General features: G+C 69.3%; 15 protein-coding genes and 1 tRNA gene. 14 read left to right on the top strand and 2 right to left on the bottom strand.

The window, feature by feature from the left end:
- The first annotated feature begins 131 nt into the window (after nt 1-131).
- Together ASE20_RS09650 and ASE20_RS09655 are read left to right on the top strand one after the other, a co-directional pair.
- Nucleotides 132-1,175, top strand: a complete 1,044-nt coding sequence (locus ASE20_RS09650; protein ID WP_056894334.1) for a PHP domain-containing protein — start codon at nt 132-134, stop codon at nt 1,173-1,175.
- 101 nt (nt 1,176-1,276) lie between these two features.
- Nucleotides 1,277-1,843: a M48 family metallopeptidase gene (locus ASE20_RS09655; RefSeq protein WP_056894335.1), complete on the top strand. Its 567-nt coding sequence runs from the start codon at nt 1,277-1,279 to the stop codon at nt 1,841-1,843.
- Nucleotides 1,844-1,850: 7 nt separating this feature from the next.
- Here ASE20_RS09655 and ASE20_RS09660 read toward each other — a convergent pair whose 3' ends face one another.
- The gene (locus ASE20_RS09660; protein WP_056894336.1) at nt 1,851-2,396 is read right to left on the bottom strand and encodes an NUDIX hydrolase; all 546 of its coding nucleotides are present in this window, start codon (nt 2,394-2,396) and stop codon (nt 1,851-1,853) included.
- Complete coding sequence (locus ASE20_RS09665; RefSeq protein WP_056894423.1) at nt 2,393-3,757, bottom strand: zinc-dependent metalloprotease; 1,365 nt, start codon at nt 3,755-3,757, stop codon at nt 2,393-2,395. The genes ASE20_RS09660 and ASE20_RS09665 overlap by 4 nt, the downstream gene beginning before the upstream one ends.
- 73 nt (nt 3,758-3,830) lie before the next feature.
- Here ASE20_RS09665 and ASE20_RS09670 point away from each other — a divergent pair, with 73 nt between their 5' ends.
- From ASE20_RS09670 to mobF, 12 genes are all read left to right on the top strand, one after another.
- Nucleotides 3,831-4,259 (top strand): molybdenum cofactor biosynthesis protein MoaE, encoded by a 429-nt coding sequence (locus ASE20_RS09670; RefSeq protein WP_056894337.1) that lies wholly within the window; start codon nt 3,831-3,833, stop codon nt 4,257-4,259.
- A gap of 49 nt (nt 4,260-4,308) precedes the next feature.
- On the top strand, nt 4,309-4,656 hold the full coding sequence (locus ASE20_RS09675) for a hypothetical protein (protein ID WP_056894338.1): 348 nt from the start codon (nt 4,309-4,311) through the stop codon (nt 4,654-4,656).
- A gap of 47 nt (nt 4,657-4,703) precedes the next feature.
- On the top strand, nt 4,704-5,753 hold the full coding sequence (locus ASE20_RS09680) for a PDZ domain-containing protein (protein ID WP_056894339.1): 1,050 nt from the start codon (nt 4,704-4,706) through the stop codon (nt 5,751-5,753).
- A gap of 38 nt (nt 5,754-5,791) precedes the next feature.
- Nucleotides 5,792-6,346 carry a PPA1309 family protein gene (locus ASE20_RS09685; RefSeq protein WP_056894340.1) on the top strand — a complete coding sequence of 185 codons (555 nt, stop codon included), beginning with the start codon at nt 5,792-5,794 and terminating at the stop codon, nt 6,344-6,346.
- Nucleotides 6,339-9,308 carry a UPF0182 family protein gene (locus tag ASE20_RS09690; RefSeq protein ID WP_157538403.1) on the top strand — a complete coding sequence of 990 codons (2,970 nt, stop codon included), beginning with the start codon at nt 6,339-6,341 and terminating at the stop codon, nt 9,306-9,308. The genes ASE20_RS09685 and ASE20_RS09690 overlap by 8 nt, the downstream gene beginning before the upstream one ends.
- Before the next feature lie 18 nt (nt 9,309-9,326).
- Complete coding sequence (locus ASE20_RS09695) at nt 9,327-9,929, top strand: trimeric intracellular cation channel family protein (protein ID WP_056894341.1); 603 nt, start codon at nt 9,327-9,329, stop codon at nt 9,927-9,929.
- Between the two features lie 92 nt (nt 9,930-10,021).
- A tRNA-Met gene (locus ASE20_RS09700) sits at nt 10,022-10,095 on the top strand.
- 241 nt (nt 10,096-10,336) lie between these two features.
- Nucleotides 10,337-10,525: a helix-turn-helix domain-containing protein gene (locus ASE20_RS09705; protein ID WP_157538402.1), complete on the top strand. Its 189-nt coding sequence runs from the start codon at nt 10,337-10,339 to the stop codon at nt 10,523-10,525.
- Between the two features lie 123 nt (nt 10,526-10,648).
- Nucleotides 10,649-11,722, top strand: coding sequence for a tyrosine-type recombinase/integrase (locus ASE20_RS09710; protein WP_200952756.1), 1,074 nt, complete (start codon nt 10,649-10,651; stop codon nt 11,720-11,722).
- A gap of 484 nt (nt 11,723-12,206) precedes the next feature.
- Nucleotides 12,207-12,677 (top strand): nucleotidyltransferase domain-containing protein, encoded by a 471-nt coding sequence (locus ASE20_RS09715; RefSeq protein WP_056894343.1) that lies wholly within the window; start codon nt 12,207-12,209, stop codon nt 12,675-12,677.
- Entirely contained in the window at nt 12,677-13,066 is a 390-nt protein-coding gene (locus tag ASE20_RS09720; RefSeq protein WP_056894344.1) for a DUF86 domain-containing protein, read from the top strand. The genes ASE20_RS09715 and ASE20_RS09720 overlap by 1 nt, the downstream gene beginning before the upstream one ends.
- 222 nt (nt 13,067-13,288) lie before the next feature.
- The gene (gene mobF, locus ASE20_RS09725; RefSeq protein WP_056894345.1) at nt 13,289-16,813 is read left to right on the top strand and encodes a MobF family relaxase; all 3,525 of its coding nucleotides are present in this window, start codon (nt 13,289-13,291) and stop codon (nt 16,811-16,813) included.
- The last annotated feature ends 41 nt before the right edge of the window (nt 16,814-16,854 follow it).

Raw genomic sequence — 16,854 nt, forward strand, 5'->3', positions numbered from 1 at the left:
CGATCCGCGGTGAGAGCGGGCTTTTCTGGCGTCGTACGGTCGGATGACCTGCGGAAACACTGCCCACAGGTTCTTCCACCGCCTGTGGACAACAAATAGTCGAGCGGCAATCGAAGGGTGATCGGGGTCACATGGAGGAGCAGGGCTACGACGGGACGCCGGTCGCCGCGCTGCGCCGGATCGCGTTCCTGCTGGAGCGCGGCCGCGCCGACAGCTACAAGGTCAAGGCCTACCGTGGCGCCGCCGCCGCGATCCTGCCGCTGTCGTCCGACGAGGTCGCCGAGCGGGCGCGCGCCGGCACGCTGACCCAGCTGTCCGGTGTCGGCGCGAGCACGGCGCGGGTGATCAGCCAGGCGGTCGAGGGGCAGCTGCCCGAGAAGCTCGCCGAGGCCGAGGAGCAGTACGGCGGCCCGCAGACCGCCGGCGGCGCCGGCACCGCACTGCGCGCCCGGCTGCGCGGCGACCTGCACTCGCACTCGGACTGGTCCGACGGCGGCTCGCCCATCGAGGAGATGGCGATGACGGCGATGGAGTTGGGCCACGACTACCTGCTGCTCACCGACCATTCGCCGCGGCTCAAGGTCGCCCGCGGCCTGTCCGCGGAGCGGCTGACCCGCCAGCTCGACGTGATCGACGCCGTCAACGAGCACCTCGGCGACGGGTTCCGGCTGCTCAAGGGCATCGAGGTCGACATCCTCGACGACGGCCGGCTGGACCAGACCGACCGGATGCTCGAGCGGCTCGACGCACGGGTCGCGAGCGTGCACTCGAAGCTGGCGATGGACCCCGAGCAGATGACGAAGCGGATGGTCGCCGCCGTGCGGAACCCGTACACCAACGTGCTCGGCCACTGCACCGGGCGTCTGGTGACCGGCAACCGGGGCACACGGGCGCAGTCGCGCTTCGACGCGCGAGCGGTGTTCGAGGCGTGCGCCGAGGAGGGTGTGGCGGTCGAGATCAACTCGCGGCCCGAGCGCCGCGACCCACCGACGAAGCTGCTCGACCTGGCGCGCGACATCGGCTGCGTGTTCTCGATCGACAGCGACGCGCACGCGCCGGGCCAGCTGGACTACCCCCTGCTCGGCTGCGAGCGCGCCGAGACCGCCGGCATCGACCCGGACCGGATCGTCAACACGTGGCCTGTTGAGCGCCTCCTCGACTGGGCCACGCCCTGAGCCGTCATTCCTGCCGGTGCTGGCTGCTGCGCGCCACGAGAGGGGCACGCTCGTGTCGCTCGCTACGCCACCACCGACACGATGACGGCTAGGGTCGGCCCATGGGAGCGCGGAGCAGGCCGCGGGTCGAGGTACGACGGTCCGACAAGCGCCGTCGTACGGTCTCCGCCTACCGCGACGGCGCCAAGATCATCGTGCTCGTCCCCGACAACCTCACCGGTGACGAGGAGCGGGCGTGGGTGTCCAAGATGGTCGCCCGCATCGAGCGCAAGGAGATGCGCGCCGCCCCCCGCAAGTGGGACGACGCCGACCTGATGGCTCGCGCGCAGGAGCTCAGTGACGCCTACCTCGGCGGACTGGCGGTGCCGGAGTCGGTGCGCTGGGTCGGCAACCAGCGCTCGCGGTGGGGTTCGTGTACGCCGCGCGACCGCACGATCCGGCTGTCCGAGCGGCTGCAGCGGATGCCGGAGTGGGTCGTCGACTACGTGATCGTGCACGAGCTGGCCCACCTGATCGAGCCGCAGCACGACGAGAAGTTCTGGGGCTGGGTGGCGCACTACCCGGCGACCGAGCGGGCCAAGGGCTACCTCGCCGGCTGGTCGGACGCGGCCCGGATGCCGCGGCCGCCCTCGCACGAGGTCTACCCCGCCGGTGACGCGGTCGACTAGACCTCGACTAGAGGAGGATCTCCCGCGCCCGGGCGATCAGCGCGTGCATGGCCGGCTCGAGCTCGGGCAGGGCGTCGACCGGCCACCAGCGCACGGCCAGGGACTCGTCGCTGACGACGGCCTCGGCCGCGGCCGGTGCGGCGGCGACGTAGCGGACATCGAGGTGGTTGACGCCGCCCCGGTCGCCGCAGAAGGGCACCGTGTGGAGGTCGAGCTGCACCGGCTCCGGGTGGAAGGCGAGCGCGGTCAGCCCGCTCTCCTCGTGCGCCTCGCGCAGCGCGACGGCGGCGAGGGTCGCGTCAGCCTCCTCGGCGTGGCCGCCGAAGTGGAACCAGCGCCCGGCCTTGCGGTGCAGGTTGAGTAGCACGTTGTCGCCGGTCGCGTCGATGACGAGGGTGCCCGCCGTGACGTGGTCCGGGTACGACGCCCGCCACATCCCGTCCGGCGTGGACTCCAGGTGCCGGACGTAGCGCACCCGGAGCGCCTCCTCCGCGGCGTCGGGCGCGCGCCAGTCGGCCAGGACGCGCAGGGCGTCCGTGTGCAGGCCGCTCACTCGGCGTCGGGCTCGTCGGGCTCGTCGGTGTCGTCAGCGGAGGCCGCCGGGCCGTCGAGCAGCCGGCGCAGCTCGGCGTCGAACTCGTCCTCGCTCAGCTCCTCGGGCGTCGTGGCCTCGGCACGGAAGGACAGCGGGTCGTCGAGGTCGGCCGCGGTCGGCAGCAGGTCGGGGTGCATCCACACGCCGTCGCGCGCCTCGGCGCCGGAGCGGGCGCGCAGGCCACCCCACAGGGTGGAGGCGTCGCGGAGCCGGCGCGGGCGCAGCTCGAGGCCGACGAGAGCGGCGAAGGTCTGCTCGGCCGGACCGCCGGCGGCGCGGCGGCGTCGTACGGCCTCGCGGAGCTTGGCGGCGGCGGGCATCCGCTCCTCGGTGGCCTGGCCGACGACCTCGTCGACCCAGCCCTCGACGAGCGCGAGCGCGATCTCGAGCCGCGACAGGGCGGCGGTCTGCGCCTCGGTCTGCGGCGGCTCGAACATGCCGCCCTCGAGCAGGCCCTGCATCGACTCGAGGTTGGTCGGGTCGATGCCGCGCAGCTGCTCCTGGACCTGGTCCTGGATCTGCTGGGCGTTGATCTCGAGGCCACGGGCGTAGTCGGTCACCGCGCCGATCAGGTGCTCGCGCAGCCACGGCACGTGGGCGAACAGCCGCTGGTGGGCGGCCTCGCGCAGGGCGAGGTAGAGGACGACGTCGTCCTCGGTGACGTCGAGACCCTCGGCGAACGCGCGCACGTTGCTCATCACCAGGGCGGCCTTGCCGGCGGCGCCGAGGGGCAGACCGATGTCGGAGGCGGTGAGCACGTCGCCGGCCAGGGCACCGAGGCCCTGGCCGATCTGCATCGCCAGCATCCCGCCGACGGCCTGGCCGATGATGCCGACCAGCGGGCCGGCGGCGGCCTTCATCTCCTCGGGGAGTCCGCTCGACAGGCTGGTCACCGAGCGCGCGGCGACGGGCTCGACGAGGACCTTCCACACCGGCTGGGTCTCGACGAGCCACTCCGCGCGCGACCAGGCGGCGGTGGTGCTGACGCCCGACGGGAAGCCGGTCGTCGCGTCGAGCCAGTGGTCGGCGAGCCGGACCGAGTCGGCGACCCGGTCGTGGTCGCGGCCGGTCGGCGAGGGGTCCTGCTCCTGGGCGACCTGCTTGCGGGCGATGTCGCCTGCCGCGTTCCAGTTGAGCGGGCCGTCGTAGGGCTGCATCAGCGACTGGAGCTGCTGGAAGAACGCCATCTGGCCGCCCGGTCCGAACGGGCTGGCGCCGCCCGGCACCCCGCCACCGAGTGCTCCGAAGAGCTGCTCGAAGGGCGTGCCCTTGAACGGGTTCGGCTGGTCGTCGCCCGGGTTGCCCGGATCGTTGCTCATGACCACGAATTTACGCCTGATCGCCAACCGGGGGTGTGGGGGAGACCCCTGAACGGACCCTTAGGCTGACCCCATGCCCCACCCCGCCGTACGCCTGGTCGCGATCTCCGAGGAGCCGCTGTCGGTCGCCGACGTGCTCGACAGCCTCGAGGACGGCACCGCAGGCGGCCTCGTGCTCTTCGTCGGCCGGGTCCGCGACCACGACCACGGCCAGGGGGTGACCGGCCTGTCGTACTCCGCCCATCCCAGCGCGCTCGGCCGGTTGCAGGAGGTGTGCGACCGCGTGGCAGGGGAGTACGACGTCACCGGGGTCGCCGCCGTGCACCGGGTCGGCGACCTGGAGATCGGCGACCTCGCCGTCGTCGTCGCCACCACCGCGGGGCACCGCGGCTCGTCCTTCGAGGCCAGCCGGGCACTGATCGACACCCTCAAGGCCGAGGTACCGATCTGGAAGCACCAGCGCTTCGTCGACGGCAGTGACGAGTGGGTCGGGAGTCCCTGACCCGCGTGTCCTGTCGGATCCGCTGGGTCCGGCGACCTAGGCTTTTCGGGTGGAGGTCCTCTTCTGGCTGTTGCCCGCCGGCATCGCGACTGCGGTCGCGATGCTGTGGGTCGGCTGGTGGGGCCGTGAGGGCCGGGGCCAGGTCGACCGCGAGACCGCGGCCCGACGCCTCGGCGAGGCGCTCTCCCGCGAGCAGCGCACCCGGCCCGGGTACGCCGTCCCACCGCGTGAGCGGGACCGGTCCACCGGCATCGCGCTCCGGCCGTCGAAGGCACGCCCGGTCGTGGTGCCTGCTGCCGTGGAGGAACCGGTGGTCGAGGAGTCAGTTGTCGAGGAGTCGGTGGTCGTGAAGGAGCCCGCCTCCGAGACCTCCGCGCGCGACCGCCGCGCGTCCTGACCCCCTCTGGCGCCGCGACGTTGGCGCCGTCTGAGAAGGTAGGCGCCATGAGCCAGCGCCTGATCGCCGTGTGCATCGCGGGACCCCTGGCGCTGATCCTCGGGGGTGTCGCCCTGGCGGTGCCGCTGCCGTACGCCTCCTACAGCCCCGGCCCGACCTTCGACATGCTCGCCACGGACGCCAACCGGGCCGAGATCATCCAGGTCGACGGGCACAAGGCCTACTACGACAAGGGCGAGCTCCGGTTCACCACCGTGATCGCCTCGTCCAACGGCGACAAGCTCACCCTCGGCGACGCGCTCGCCCGCTGGCTCGACCCCGACAAGGCCGTCGTGCCCTACGACGTCGTGCACCCGCCGAAGCAGTCGGCGGAGGACGAGGAGGCCGAGGGCGCGGTCCAGATGACCACGTCGCAGGACACGGCCAAGGCCGTCGCCCTGCAGGAGATGGGCATCGAGGTCCCGACCGCCCTCCAGGTCGCCTACGTGCGCCCCGAAGGCGCCTCGGTCGACAAGCTGCTGGTGCGCGACATCCTCAAGGAGGTCGACGGCGAGCCGGTCACCGACGCCGAGCAGCTCGTCAGGGCCGTCCAGAAGCACAAGGACCTCAGCCTCGTGGAGCTGCGCATCCAGCGCGGCGACGACGAGCTCACGGTCCGGATCAAGCCGAAGATGGGCGAGGTCGACGGCAAGAAGGTGCCGCTGATCGGCATCACGCCGGGCCTGGGCTACGAGTTCCCCTTCGACATCCAGCTCCACGTGGACCCGTCGGTCGGCGGACCGAGCGCCGGGCTGATGTTCTCGTTGGCGATCTACGACACCCTGACCCCGGGCTCGCTGACGGGCGGCGCGACCGTCGCCGGCACCGGCGAGCTCGCCCCCGACGGCCGGGTCGGCCCGATCGGCGGCATCGCGCAGAAGATCGCGGGGGCCGAGAAGGCCGGCGCGGAGCTCTTCTTCGTGCCCAAGGACAACTGCGCCGACGTCGCCGGGCTCGACCCGGACCTGCGCCTGGTCAAGGCCACCACCATGCACGAGGCGCGGCAGGCCCTCGAGAAGTGGGCCGGCGACCACGACGCCAAGCTTCCGACCTGCTGACCACCTGCACCTGCTGCACCGAGCACGAAACGAGCCCCATGGACTACGAGCTGGACGTCGACCCGGCCCTGGCGGCCGCCGTGCTGGAGCTGGAGGGGCACCACTCCCGGGCAGGCTGGGACCAGCCGGCCCGCCTCTATGCGCTCGTCGACACCGCTGAGCTGGTCGCCCAGGAGCCGGCGCTGGCCGCGCAGCTGGGCCTCGACCAGCCGATCGAGCGCGGCTCGCTGACCCCGGTCGAGCAGGAGGAGCTGCCCCACGGGCGGCAGCTCGAGGAGGTGCTGCCCGACATCGTGTGGCCCGTCGAGGTCGCCGGGTGCGCCGCCGTGGTCGAGCGCCTCGTGCTGCCGCCGGCGGCCGACGGCCAGGTCCCCGAGGATCCCGCCGCGGCACTGGAGTTCGCCCGGGAGCACCCGGACGCCGAGGAGGTACGCATCGTCGCCGGCGTCACGCGGCACGGTGCGGCGTACTGCGCCCTGCGCATGCGCAGCCAGGACGAGGACATGGCCGTGATGGGCGGGCCGGACCTCGTACCCGGCCTGATCGAGCTGTTGCGTGGCACGCTGGACGACGCGGAGGACAACGATGAGTGACCTGTTCGACGAGGACGCCGAGCGTCCCGCCCCCGAGCGTCCCGGACGGCGCGCCCGCGCGCTCGTCATCACCGGCGTCGTCCTCGTCGTCGGCTTCTTCCTGCTGACCGCGTTCGCGTCGATCTACACCGACCGGCTCTGGTACAAGGAGGTCGGCTACGGCGAGGTGTTCACCACCATGCTGTGGACCCGGATCGGGCTGTTCGTCGCCTTCGGCGCGCTGATGGCCGGCGCGGTCGCGGTCAACATGCACCTCGCCTTCCGCTTCCGCCCGCTGTTCCGCATGGCCCCCGGCGACGCGAGCGTCGAGCGCTACCGCGACGCGGTCACCCCGATCCGCGGCTGGCTGCTCGCCGGCGTCGCGGTCGTCGTCGGCATCTTCGCTGGTACGTCGGCCGTCGGCCAGTGGCGCACCTTCCAGCTCTGGCTCAACGCCCAGAGCTTCGGCAAGCAGGACGCCTACTTCGGCAAGGACATCAGCTTCTACGTCTTCCGCCTGCCGTGGTGGAACTTCGTGGTCGACTTCGTGATGGCTGCCACCGTGGTGGCCCTGATCGGCACCGCCGTCGTCCACTACCTGTACGGCGGCATCCGGCTCCAGCAGGCGCACGACCGCCTCTCCGGAGCAGCCCAGGTCCAGCTCTCGGTGCTGCTCGGCATCTTCGTGCTGGCCAAGTCGGTCGACTACTACCTCGACCGCTACGACCTGGTCGCCGACGACCACCGGCTCTTCACCGGCATGAACTACACCGCCGAGAACGCGCTGCTCCCCGCGCGCAACATCCTCGTCGGCGTCGCGCTGATCTGCGCGGTCCTCTTCTTCCTCAACGTCTGGCGCCGGACCTGGCAGCTGCCCTCGGTCGGTCTCGCACTGCTCGCCCTGTCGGCGGTCCTGCTCGGCATGATCTGGCCGGCCATCGTGCAGAACGTCCAGGTCGACCCGTCCGAGGCCGACAAGGAGAACCCGTACCTGCAGAAGAACATCGACGCCACGCGGGAGGCCTACGGCCTCAGCGACGTCGAGACGGCGCCGTACTCGGGCGACTCGGCCACCGATGCAGCGCAGGCGCAGGCCGTCCTGCGCCAGCTCGCGAACGCGCCGGTCGTCGACCCGCTGCAGGTGCGCGACACCTTCCAGCAGCGGCAGCAGGTGCGGTCCTACTACAGCGTGCCGAAGGTGCTCGACGTCGACCGATACGCAATCGGCGGCAAGGACGTGCCGCTCGTGCTCGGCGCGCGCGAGCTCGACCAGTCCGGCATCCCGACGGGCGACCAGAACTGGTCCAACCTGCACACCGTCTACACCCACGGCGAGGGCCTGATCGCGGCGTACGCCAACCAGATCGCGGACGACGAGCAGAACGGCCGCATCAAGTGGGCCGAGGGGATCGGCAGCGGCACCAACGGCCGCACCGACCTCAGCACGGCGGAGAAGTTCGAGACGCGCATCTACTTCGGTGAACTCAGCCCGAGCTACTCCATCGTCGGCAAGTCGAGCAAGGACGCCAACAACGTCGAGCTGGGTCTCGCCAACGTCGGCAGCCAGGGCCAGGACGAGCGCACGACGTACGACGGCAAGGGTGGTGTGCCGATCGGCGGCACCTTCAACCAGCTGATGTACGCGATCAAGTTCGGCGAGCCGAACTTCCTGCTCTCGGGTCGGGTCAACGACAACTCGAAGGTCCTCTACAACCGCGAGCCCATCGAGCGGGTCGAGAAGGTCGCACCGTGGCTGACGGTCGACAGCGACCCCTATCCCTCGGTCGTCGACGGCAAGATCGTGTGGATCCTCGACGGCTACACCACGACGGACCGCTACCCGAACGCGCAGCGCGACTCGTTCGAGTCGATGACCGACGACTCCCTCCAGCAGGAGACGCTCGGCATCCAGACGATCCCCACCGACGAGATCAACTACATGCGCTCGGCGGTCAAGGCGACGGTCGACGCCTACGACGGCACGGTGACCCTCTACGAGTGGGACGAGAGCGACCCGATCCTCAAGACGTGGATGAAGGTCTTCCCCGACTCGGTCCAGCCGAAGTCGGAGATCAGCGAGGACCTGCTCGAGCACATCCGCTACCCCGAGGACCTGTTCAAGGTCCAGCGCTACCAGCTCGCGCGCTACCACGTGACGAACGCGGGCGACTTCTACTCCGGCAACAACCGGTGGGAGGTGCCCGAGGACCCGAACTCCGCGCGCCAAGTGTTCCAGCCGCCGTACCGGCTCTTCGCCACTGGTGAGGGCGAGAGCGTCGACAGCGACTGGTCGCTGACGTCGGTGTTCGTGCCCTACCGCAAGGGCTCCCTCGCGTCGTACCTCCAGGTGAACTCGGACGCGACGACGTCGAGCTTCGGCAAGCTCCGGCTGCTCGAGATGAGCGACCAGAACGCGCAGGGCCCGGGTCAGGTGGTCAACGAGATGAAGCAGGAGGACTCCGTCCGCGACACCCTGCTCGACCTCAACGCGCAGCAGGACACCCCGCCGCGTTACGGCAACCTGCTGACCCTGCCGGTGGCCGGCGGCCTCGTCTACATCGAGCCGATCTACGTCGTGCGCACCACCGGTGCGGGCAGCTTCCCGATCCTGCAGTACGTCATCGTCAAGTACGGCGACAAGGTCGGCATCGGCACCAACCTGGCCAAGGCACTGGCCGACGCCCTCGACGTGACGATCGACGACGGCGACTCCACGCCGCCCGGTCCGGGCCAGGGCGACGGCGACCCGGAACCGTCCGGCACGCTGGACCAGCAGATCGCCGAGGCACTGCGCACCGCGGACGCGGCCTTCAAGGAGGCCGAGGGCTTCCAGAAGGACGGCGACACCGTGAACTGGGCCAAGAAGCTCGACGAGGCGCAGGCCGCCATCGAGGATGCGGTCAAGCTCGCGGACAAGCGCGACAAGGCTGCGGCCGAGGACAAGACCGCGACCGACAAGAACGCGACCGACAAGAAGCAGTAGTCCGAGCAGGAGGCCCGCGTGCTCCTCACCCTCGACCTCGTGGGGATCTTCGTCTTCGCGATCTCCGGTGGGCTGGTCGCCGTGCGCAACCAGCTCGACATCGTCGGCGTGACCGTGCTGGCGATGGCCACCGGGCTGGGCGGCGGCGTGATCCGCGACGTGGTCATCGGTGCGGTGCCGCCGCCGGCGGTGAAGGACTGGTGGTACCTGCTGGTGCCCGTCCTCGGGGGCCTGGTCACCTTCTACTGGCACCCGGCGGTCGGTCGCCTGGAGCGCGTGATCAACGTCTTCGACGCCTTCGGGCTGGGACTGTTCTGCGTGGCGGGCGCGTTGAAGGCCCACGAGTACGGGCTGGGGCCGGTGCCGGGCGCGGCCCTCGGCATGGTCACCGGCGTGGGCGGTGGCATCATCCGCGACCTGCTCGTCGGCCGGGTCCCGGTGATCTTCCGCAAGGGCGAGCTCTACGCGATCCCGGCCCTGGCAGGTGCGGCCGTCGCGTCCACCGGCGCCGAGCTCGACGTGGCCGCGCAGGTGATCGTTGGTCCCGCGGCAGCGGTGACGATCGTGTGGCGGTTGCTCGCGCTGCAGCGCGGCTGGACCGCACCCGTGCCCCGGGCCTGAGGCCGGGGGACCCGGAGGATCGTGCGTTCTTTCGCGGGTGCACCCCCGGATTTGGTGCGGATGGGGCGATGCCGTAACGTTGGGTTCAGCGACGCGGGGTGGAGCAGCTCGGTAGCTCGCTGGGCTCATAACCCAGAGGTCGCAGGTTCAAATCCTGCCCCCGCTACAAAATTCAGGCTCGGAATCTACGGATTCCGAGCCTGAAAGCATTTGAGACTTGATCCAGTGTCCAGAAACTGTCCACAAACCCTGTCCGAATACGGGCGGAAGGACAGATCGCGATCTCGGCATCCGAGCCATCCGGATGACTGCCGATCGGTTCGGACTCGTCTGCGCACCTGATGGGTATGAAGACCACCAGTGCACCAGAAACAGCAACTACGACTCCGGGCGGCCTGGAGCCCCTGATGAGCCTCGAGGAACTCTCCGAGTACCTCCACGTCCCGATCAAGACCCTGTACGACTGGCGACTGACCGGCAAGGGGCCCTGTGCGGTCCGCGTCGGCCGCCAGTTGCGGTTCTTCGTCGGCGACGTCCACGACTGGCTGGCCAGCCAGCGCGAACAGCAACCGGGCATCACGTCAAGCGGGGCGTGATCCGCCGTGGCTAGGCCGCGGACCCCGATCGGCACCTTCGGGGAGATCTCCTTCGCCCCCACAACGGGCGGCGGGTTCCGTGCCCGCACCCGCTATCGAGACGACGACGGGAAGGTCCGGCGGGTGTCGGCCACGGGAGCATCCCGATCCGAGGCCGTACGCAACCTCAAGAAGGCGGTAGCCCAACGGCCCACCTACCGATCCGCGGGCGAGCTGAGCGGCGACAGTTCCTTCACGCGCCTGGTAAAGGTATGGCTCAGCGACCTGGACGCCGAAGCGAGACTGGCTCCCAGCACGCGCGCGTTGTACGAGCGCAACATGCGTCAACTGGTTCTGCCCGCGTTCGCGGATTACACCCTGCGCGAGATCACGGTGAGCAAGGTGGATCGCTACATCAAGACGCTGGCCACGGCACAGAGTCACAGCATGGCGAAGCAGGCCAGAACGGTGCTGAGTCTGGCCTTCGGGCTCGCGGTCCGCTACGACGCACTGTCCAAGAACCCAGTGCGGGACATCGCGCAGATGCGCAAGCCACCCACTCAGGCGATGGCACTCACCCTGGCCCAGGTGGAACAGATCCGCATTGCGGCACGCAGTTGGCGACGCGGCCCGGGATTCGCGGGGCCCCCGCCCGATGGCCAGCTGGAGCAGATCATCGAGGTCATGCTCGGCACATCGGCTCGGATCGGTGAGGTGCTCGCGATCCGCAAGTGCGACGTCGACGTCACCGTGTCGCCCGCAACGGTCCGGATCAGCGGAACGATCGTCTCGCCCTCAGGTGGGCCCACACACCGGCAGCCGCACCCCAAGACCAAGACGTCCTCACGTACCGTCGCAGTCCCGTCGTTCACCGCCGCGGTCCTGCGGAGACGACTGGAAGGTCTCGCGCCCGAGGAGCCCGAGCACCTGATCTTCTTCAGCCGTACCGGGACACCGTTGACGACCAACAATGTCCGCCGGCGCCTCCGTGCGGTCATGGACGACGCCGGAATCGAGGGCGTGACCCCACATTCCTTCCGACGCACCGTCGCGACTGTTGTCGACCGTGCCGGCGGCGCAGACCTTGCGGCTGAACTCCTCGGTCACACCTCTTCGGACATCACCAAAGCGCACTACATCGAACCTAGCGAGAAGGTGAATCCGGTGACTGCCGACATCCTTGAAGCCCTCGCGCCCCGCGATGGGGCAGAAGGATGAGGCCGGAGCCTGGCACCCTCCGTGGCGTCGCAGTGTTGCTCGGATCCGATGACATCTCACCGCCCACCTGGAGTGCGCGCTGGAGTTCGCGCTAGGGGGATCAGGCCCGTCACGCCGTCCGGTCCGCCATGGTGCTGCACTCGACCCCTGCTGGTTGTTGCCGATCACCTCGGGTTGCCTTGGAGTACTGCGGGTGCCGAGAGTTGGCACTTGACAGGCAGCCGAGCGCGAGCGCACGGTGGAGGCGTGTCTTCTCGGACCCGTGCCTCTGCCGCCATCGTGCCCCTGCCGGTTCGCGGCGTGGCACTCTCCGGTGCCGGACACTGTCCGGCACCGTGACCACGCCTGAATCTCCGGCTGTGCACCGGGCGCACAGCCTGCAACGCAGCAGTAGATCCACGGTGCCGCGTCGGGCGCGGCACCGCCGAGGTCGGGTTGGCACTCGGCTGGCGGAGTCAGCGCAGTCGCTTGATAAGGTTGCCTTATGACACTGCTGGGCGAGTACCTTGGAGCGCAACGTGACGAGGACGTCGCCCGCCTGCGCCGCGTCCTCGCGCTTCGCGCGCTCGCTACGGGAATGTCGCAACGGCAGATCGCCGAGGCCCTCGGCATCACTCAGCCGGCCGTCAGCCAGCAGCTCAAGTTCGCGCGCCATCTGGGCGAGGTCCACCCGGAGGTCCTGCTCGACGCGGGGGCACCGATCCTTCGTTCCCTCGCGGAGGAGCACGGGTATTCGCGGTTGGCGGTCTTCGGTTCGGTCGCCCGACGGCAGGCCCGCGAGGACTCTGACATCGACCTGATCGTGGAGGCGCCTGCAAAAGTCTCCTCGTTCGACTTCATCCGGTTCCGGCAGCTCCTGGAGAAGGTGCTGGGGCGTGAGATCGACCTGGTCGAGTACGGCGGTCTGAAGTCCGGTCTCGACGACGACATCCGTCGCGAGGCGGTGCTGCTGTGATGGACCGCAAGGCCGCCAAGGAACTCGCCCACATCGAAGCGTGGTTCGAGCGGGTCGTCGAGATTGTCGAGCGTGGCCGGGACGCCTACCTGGCCGATGCGCTCCTGCAGGAGGCCGGCGACTCGCTGATGATGAAGCTCGGCGAGGCCGCCAACCGCTTGTCGAAGCTGGGCGTCCTGGCGCCCGCCGGCGTGGAATGGGCGATCGCGGTGGCGAACCGGAACTTCATCATTCACCAGTACGACGAGATCAATCGGTCGATCACTTGGCAGACCTTGGCTGTTGACCTCCGCGAGTGGCGCGAGTCGTTGGCGCCACTGTTCGCGGACGCATGCCGGTCTCTGGCGGTCAAGGCTGACGGCTCTGAAGAGCCGCTGCAGCGCAACTGACGCGCCATCCCTCCTCGCCCTCCTCACTCCTCCCCGGCTGCCCTCGCCGCTCCCGCTCCCGCCTCCACGTCACCCCACTCCACATCCCTGTCCCTGCCCCGGCACCCCAACCCTTTCTCGATCCCACACGTATTGCACCTCGAGGTGTACAGCCCCATGTCCACTTCAGGTTGGCCTGTGGATGAAGGTGCGTACCTGAGGGTCTGTGGAACGGAAACGGCCGTGACGGTCTCGATGCGCCGCATGTCGGCAGGCACGGGCTACCAGTACCTGCTGCGCAGCGTCGTGGCCGGCGACGGCGACCGCGCCATGTCGACGCCGCTCACCCGCTACTACGCCGAGACGGGTACGCCGCCCGGCCGCTGGATGGGTTCCGGCCTGGCAGCGTTCGGGGACGGCCGTCTGCACCCGGGCATGCAAGTGAGCGAAGCGCAACTGGCCTTGTTGATCGGGATGGGCCGGGACCCGGTGACCGGAGACCAATTGGGACTTGCCTATCCGACGTACAAGAAGCTTTCCGCCCGGATCGAGGAACGCGTCGCTGGGCTGGACCCGGAGATGACTCAGGAGGACTGTGCGGCCGAGACGAGCCGCATCGAAGCCGAGGAAACCAAAGCAGGGAGCCGGAATGCGGTCGCCGGCTTCGACCTGACCTTCAGCGTGCCGAAGTCGGTCTCGGTCCTGTGGGGCGTCGCCGACGCGGCGACCCAGGAACGGATCGTCAACGCCCACCACGCAGCCGTGAGCGACGTCCTTGCGTACTTCGAGCGCGAGGTCGCCGCCACGAGAGCGGGGCTCGCGGACCGCGATGGGGCGGTCGCCCAGGTCGGTGTCGCTGGTGTCGCGGCCGTCGCGTACGACCACTACGACTCCCGGGCAGGTGACCCGCAACTCCACACCCACCTCGTCTTGTCGAACAAGGTCCTCACTCTGCGCGACGGACAGTGGCGCAGCCTGGACGGCCGCCCGGTCTTCGCCTCTGTCACCGGACTCTCCGCGCACTACAACGCCCTGCTCGCCGACCGCCTGACACGCGACCTCGGTGTCGAGTGGGAGCTGCGTCAACGTGGCGCGGACCGGAACCCGCAGTGGGAGATCGTCGGCGTCAGTGACGAGCTGATCGCCGAGTTCTCGAGCCGTACCCGTGAGATCGAACTGAGGAAGGACGAACTCATCGCCGAGTACGTCGCCCGGCACGGCCGGATGCCCTCGGCGAAGACGATCGTCGAGCTTCGCGCCCAAGCCACCCTCGCCACCCGGCCACCGAAGGAAACCCGGTCCCTGGCGGACCTCACAGCACAATGGCGCCAGCGAGCGGCTGCGCATCTCGGGTTGGAGCCCACGTCGTGGGCAGCGACTCTGCTCGATAACGCCGCCGGGTCACTCAACGTGGACGACGTCCCCCTCGCGGCAATCGAAGCAATCGGCGCAGACGTTGTCACTGCGGTGAGCGTCAAGCGCTCGGTCTGGAGCCACTGGAATCTGCTGGCCGAGGTCTCGAAGCAGACGATGGACATGCGCTTTGCCAGCACCGCAGAACGGGAGGCGGTGGTGGCGATGGTGGTCGACGCGGCACAGTTCCAATCCGTGGCGCTGACGCCTCCGGAGTTGGCGATCAGTCCGGTTCGGTTCCAGCGCGAGGACGGGACCAGTATCTTCCGGCCACGGCACTCGGTGAAGTACTCCTCGACCGCAGTGATCGAAGCCGAGACCCGGCTCCTCGACCGCTCCGAAAAGACCACCGCACCGTCGGTGCCGCCATCCGTCGTCATGCGCGCCATCCGCGATGCCCATGGGGCGCTCAGCGCCGAACAGCGCACAGCCTTGGAGAGCATCACCGACTCCGGGCGCCTGGTCGACTTGTTGGTCGGCCCGGCCGGGGCGGGCAAGACCACGACCATGCATGCGCTTCGATCGGCGTGGGTCCACGAGCACGGCAGGGGGAGTGTCGTGGGTCTCGCACCGTCGGCCACCGCTGCGCAGGCCCTGGCGGACGACCTCAGAATCGCATGCGACAACACCGCCAAATGGCTGTACGAGTACGACCACGGCCGCACCCAACTCCGCCCCGGGCAACTGGTGATCATCGATGAGGCCACCTTGGCCGGCACAACCAGCCTCGACCGAATCAGCGGCATCGCCGCCGGCGCCGGCGCGAAGTTGCTGCTCGTCGGCGACCCCCACCAACTCCAGTCCATCGACGCCGGCGGCGCGTTCGCCCTGCTGGTTGACCGCCGTACCGACGCCCCCGAGTTGACCGAGATTCACCGGTTCAAGAACAAATGGGAGAAGCACGCCTCCCTCGCCCTACGCCGCGGGGAGGCCGAAGTCATGTCGACCTACGCCCGACAGGACCGAATCCGCGAAGGCATGACCGACGACATGCTCGACGCCGCCTACGAAGCCTGGCGCGCAGACACCAACTCCGGTGTGGCGAGCCTGCTCGTGGCCGAGTCCGCGCGCGCCGTACAAGCACTCAACGAACGAGCCCGCGCCGAGCGCCTGCTCGTCGACGGTGCTGTCAACGGCCGAGAAGTCCACCTCACCGGCGGGAGTCGGGCGTCGGTGGGCGATGTCGTGATCACTCGACGAAACGATCGCACCATCGAAACTACGGCCCGGGGATGGGTGATGAACGGAGACCGCTGGCGCATCACCGACATCCGACGAGACGGGTCCGTGGCCGTCAATCGTCTCGACCTGCGCCGCCGGGGGAGCAGCGTCCTGCCGGCGGAGTACGTCGAGCACCACCTCGACCTCGGGTACGCCGTCACAGCCCACCGCGCCCAGGGCATCACCGTCGACACCTCGCATGTCGTTGTTACGCCGACGACAACCCGGGAGAACCTCTACGTCTCGATGAGTCGCGGCCGAGACTCGAACATTGCGTACGTCGCCCTCGACCAACCGGACGACAGTCACTCGACTCCGGAACTCGAGGACGTCACGGCGCGCACCGTGCTGTTCGGAGTGCTCCAACACAGCGGCGCCAGCTTGTCCGCCCACCAGACGATGGAAGCCGAGTACGCCATCCACGGCGGCATCGCCCGCCTCGCCGCAGAACTCGAGACCATTGCCGCCGATGCACAGCGGGACCGCTTCGTCGACTTGCTCAACCGATCCGGGCTGACAGCCGACCAGCTATCGGCTGCTGTTGAGTCTGCCGCTTTCGGACCCCTCACCTCCGCACTCCGCAGAGCCGAGGCCTACCACCACGACCTGGAAGCCCTGGTGCCCCGTATCGTCCGACAGCACGGCCTCGATGACGCCGACGACATCGCGGCTGTACTCCGCCATCGCACGGACCGCGTCGCCTCGTCTTCTCCACGAGGTTGCCGACTTCACCCGAGACTGATCGCCGGACTCATCCCCGAGCCGCTGGGTGTGATGAGCATCAAGGATCGTCAGGCGCTCGATCAGCGTAAGGAGCTGATCGAATCTCGCGCGCGGATGCTTGCAGACATGGCGATCTGTTCGGGGGATGCCTGGGTTCGGTGCTTGGCGGAGCTGCCAAGCCGTCCGTGGGGCCGAGACGAATGGCTCGGTGCGGCGATCACAGTCGCTGCCTACCGCGACCGCTACAACATCACCTCGGTCGTGCCTGTTGGTGCGGGATTGGTCAGCGAGACCCAATGGATGGATCGTCAGCGAGCGTTGGGCGCGGTCCGTGACGCGTCATGCCTCGGTCGGACCGACCGCGGTGGGGCGCACCTAGTTGGCGGCGGGTCGGTCATCTCGGCTCCATAGGCGGCTCCCGCGTCCGGATGGCCGCCCAGTCATGGTCGGAG

The sequence above is a fragment of the Nocardioides sp. Root240 genome, assembly GCF_001428825.1.
Lineage (GTDB): Bacteria > Actinomycetota > Actinomycetes > Propionibacteriales > Nocardioidaceae > Nocardioides.

Bases quoted from the DNA above. Each gene is read 5' to 3' on its own strand.
- ASE20_RS09650 (WP_056894334.1), top strand. From the start codon at position 132: ATGGAGGAGCAGGGCTACGACGGGACGCCGGTCGCCGCGCTGCGCCGG.
- ASE20_RS09655 (WP_056894335.1), top strand. From the start codon at position 1,277: ATGGGAGCGCGGAGCAGGCCGCGGGTCGAGGTACGACGGTCCGACAAG.
- ASE20_RS09665 (WP_056894423.1), bottom strand. From the start codon at position 3,757: ATGAGCAACGATCCGGGCAACCCGGGCGACGACCAGCCGAACCCGTTC.
- ASE20_RS09670 (WP_056894337.1), top strand. From the start codon at position 3,831: ATGCCCCACCCCGCCGTACGCCTGGTCGCGATCTCCGAGGAGCCGCTG.
- ASE20_RS09680 (WP_056894339.1), top strand. From the start codon at position 4,704: ATGAGCCAGCGCCTGATCGCCGTGTGCATCGCGGGACCCCTGGCGCTG.
- ASE20_RS09685 (WP_056894340.1), top strand. From the start codon at position 5,792: ATGGACTACGAGCTGGACGTCGACCCGGCCCTGGCGGCCGCCGTGCTG.
- ASE20_RS09690 (WP_157538403.1), top strand. From the start codon at position 6,339: ATGAGTGACCTGTTCGACGAGGACGCCGAGCGTCCCGCCCCCGAGCGT.
- ASE20_RS09705 (WP_157538402.1), top strand. From the start codon at position 10,337: ATGAGCCTCGAGGAACTCTCCGAGTACCTCCACGTCCCGATCAAGACC.
- ASE20_RS09715 (WP_056894343.1), top strand. From the start codon at position 12,207: ATGACACTGCTGGGCGAGTACCTTGGAGCGCAACGTGACGAGGACGTC.
- ASE20_RS09720 (WP_056894344.1), top strand. From the start codon at position 12,677: ATGGACCGCAAGGCCGCCAAGGAACTCGCCCACATCGAAGCGTGGTTC.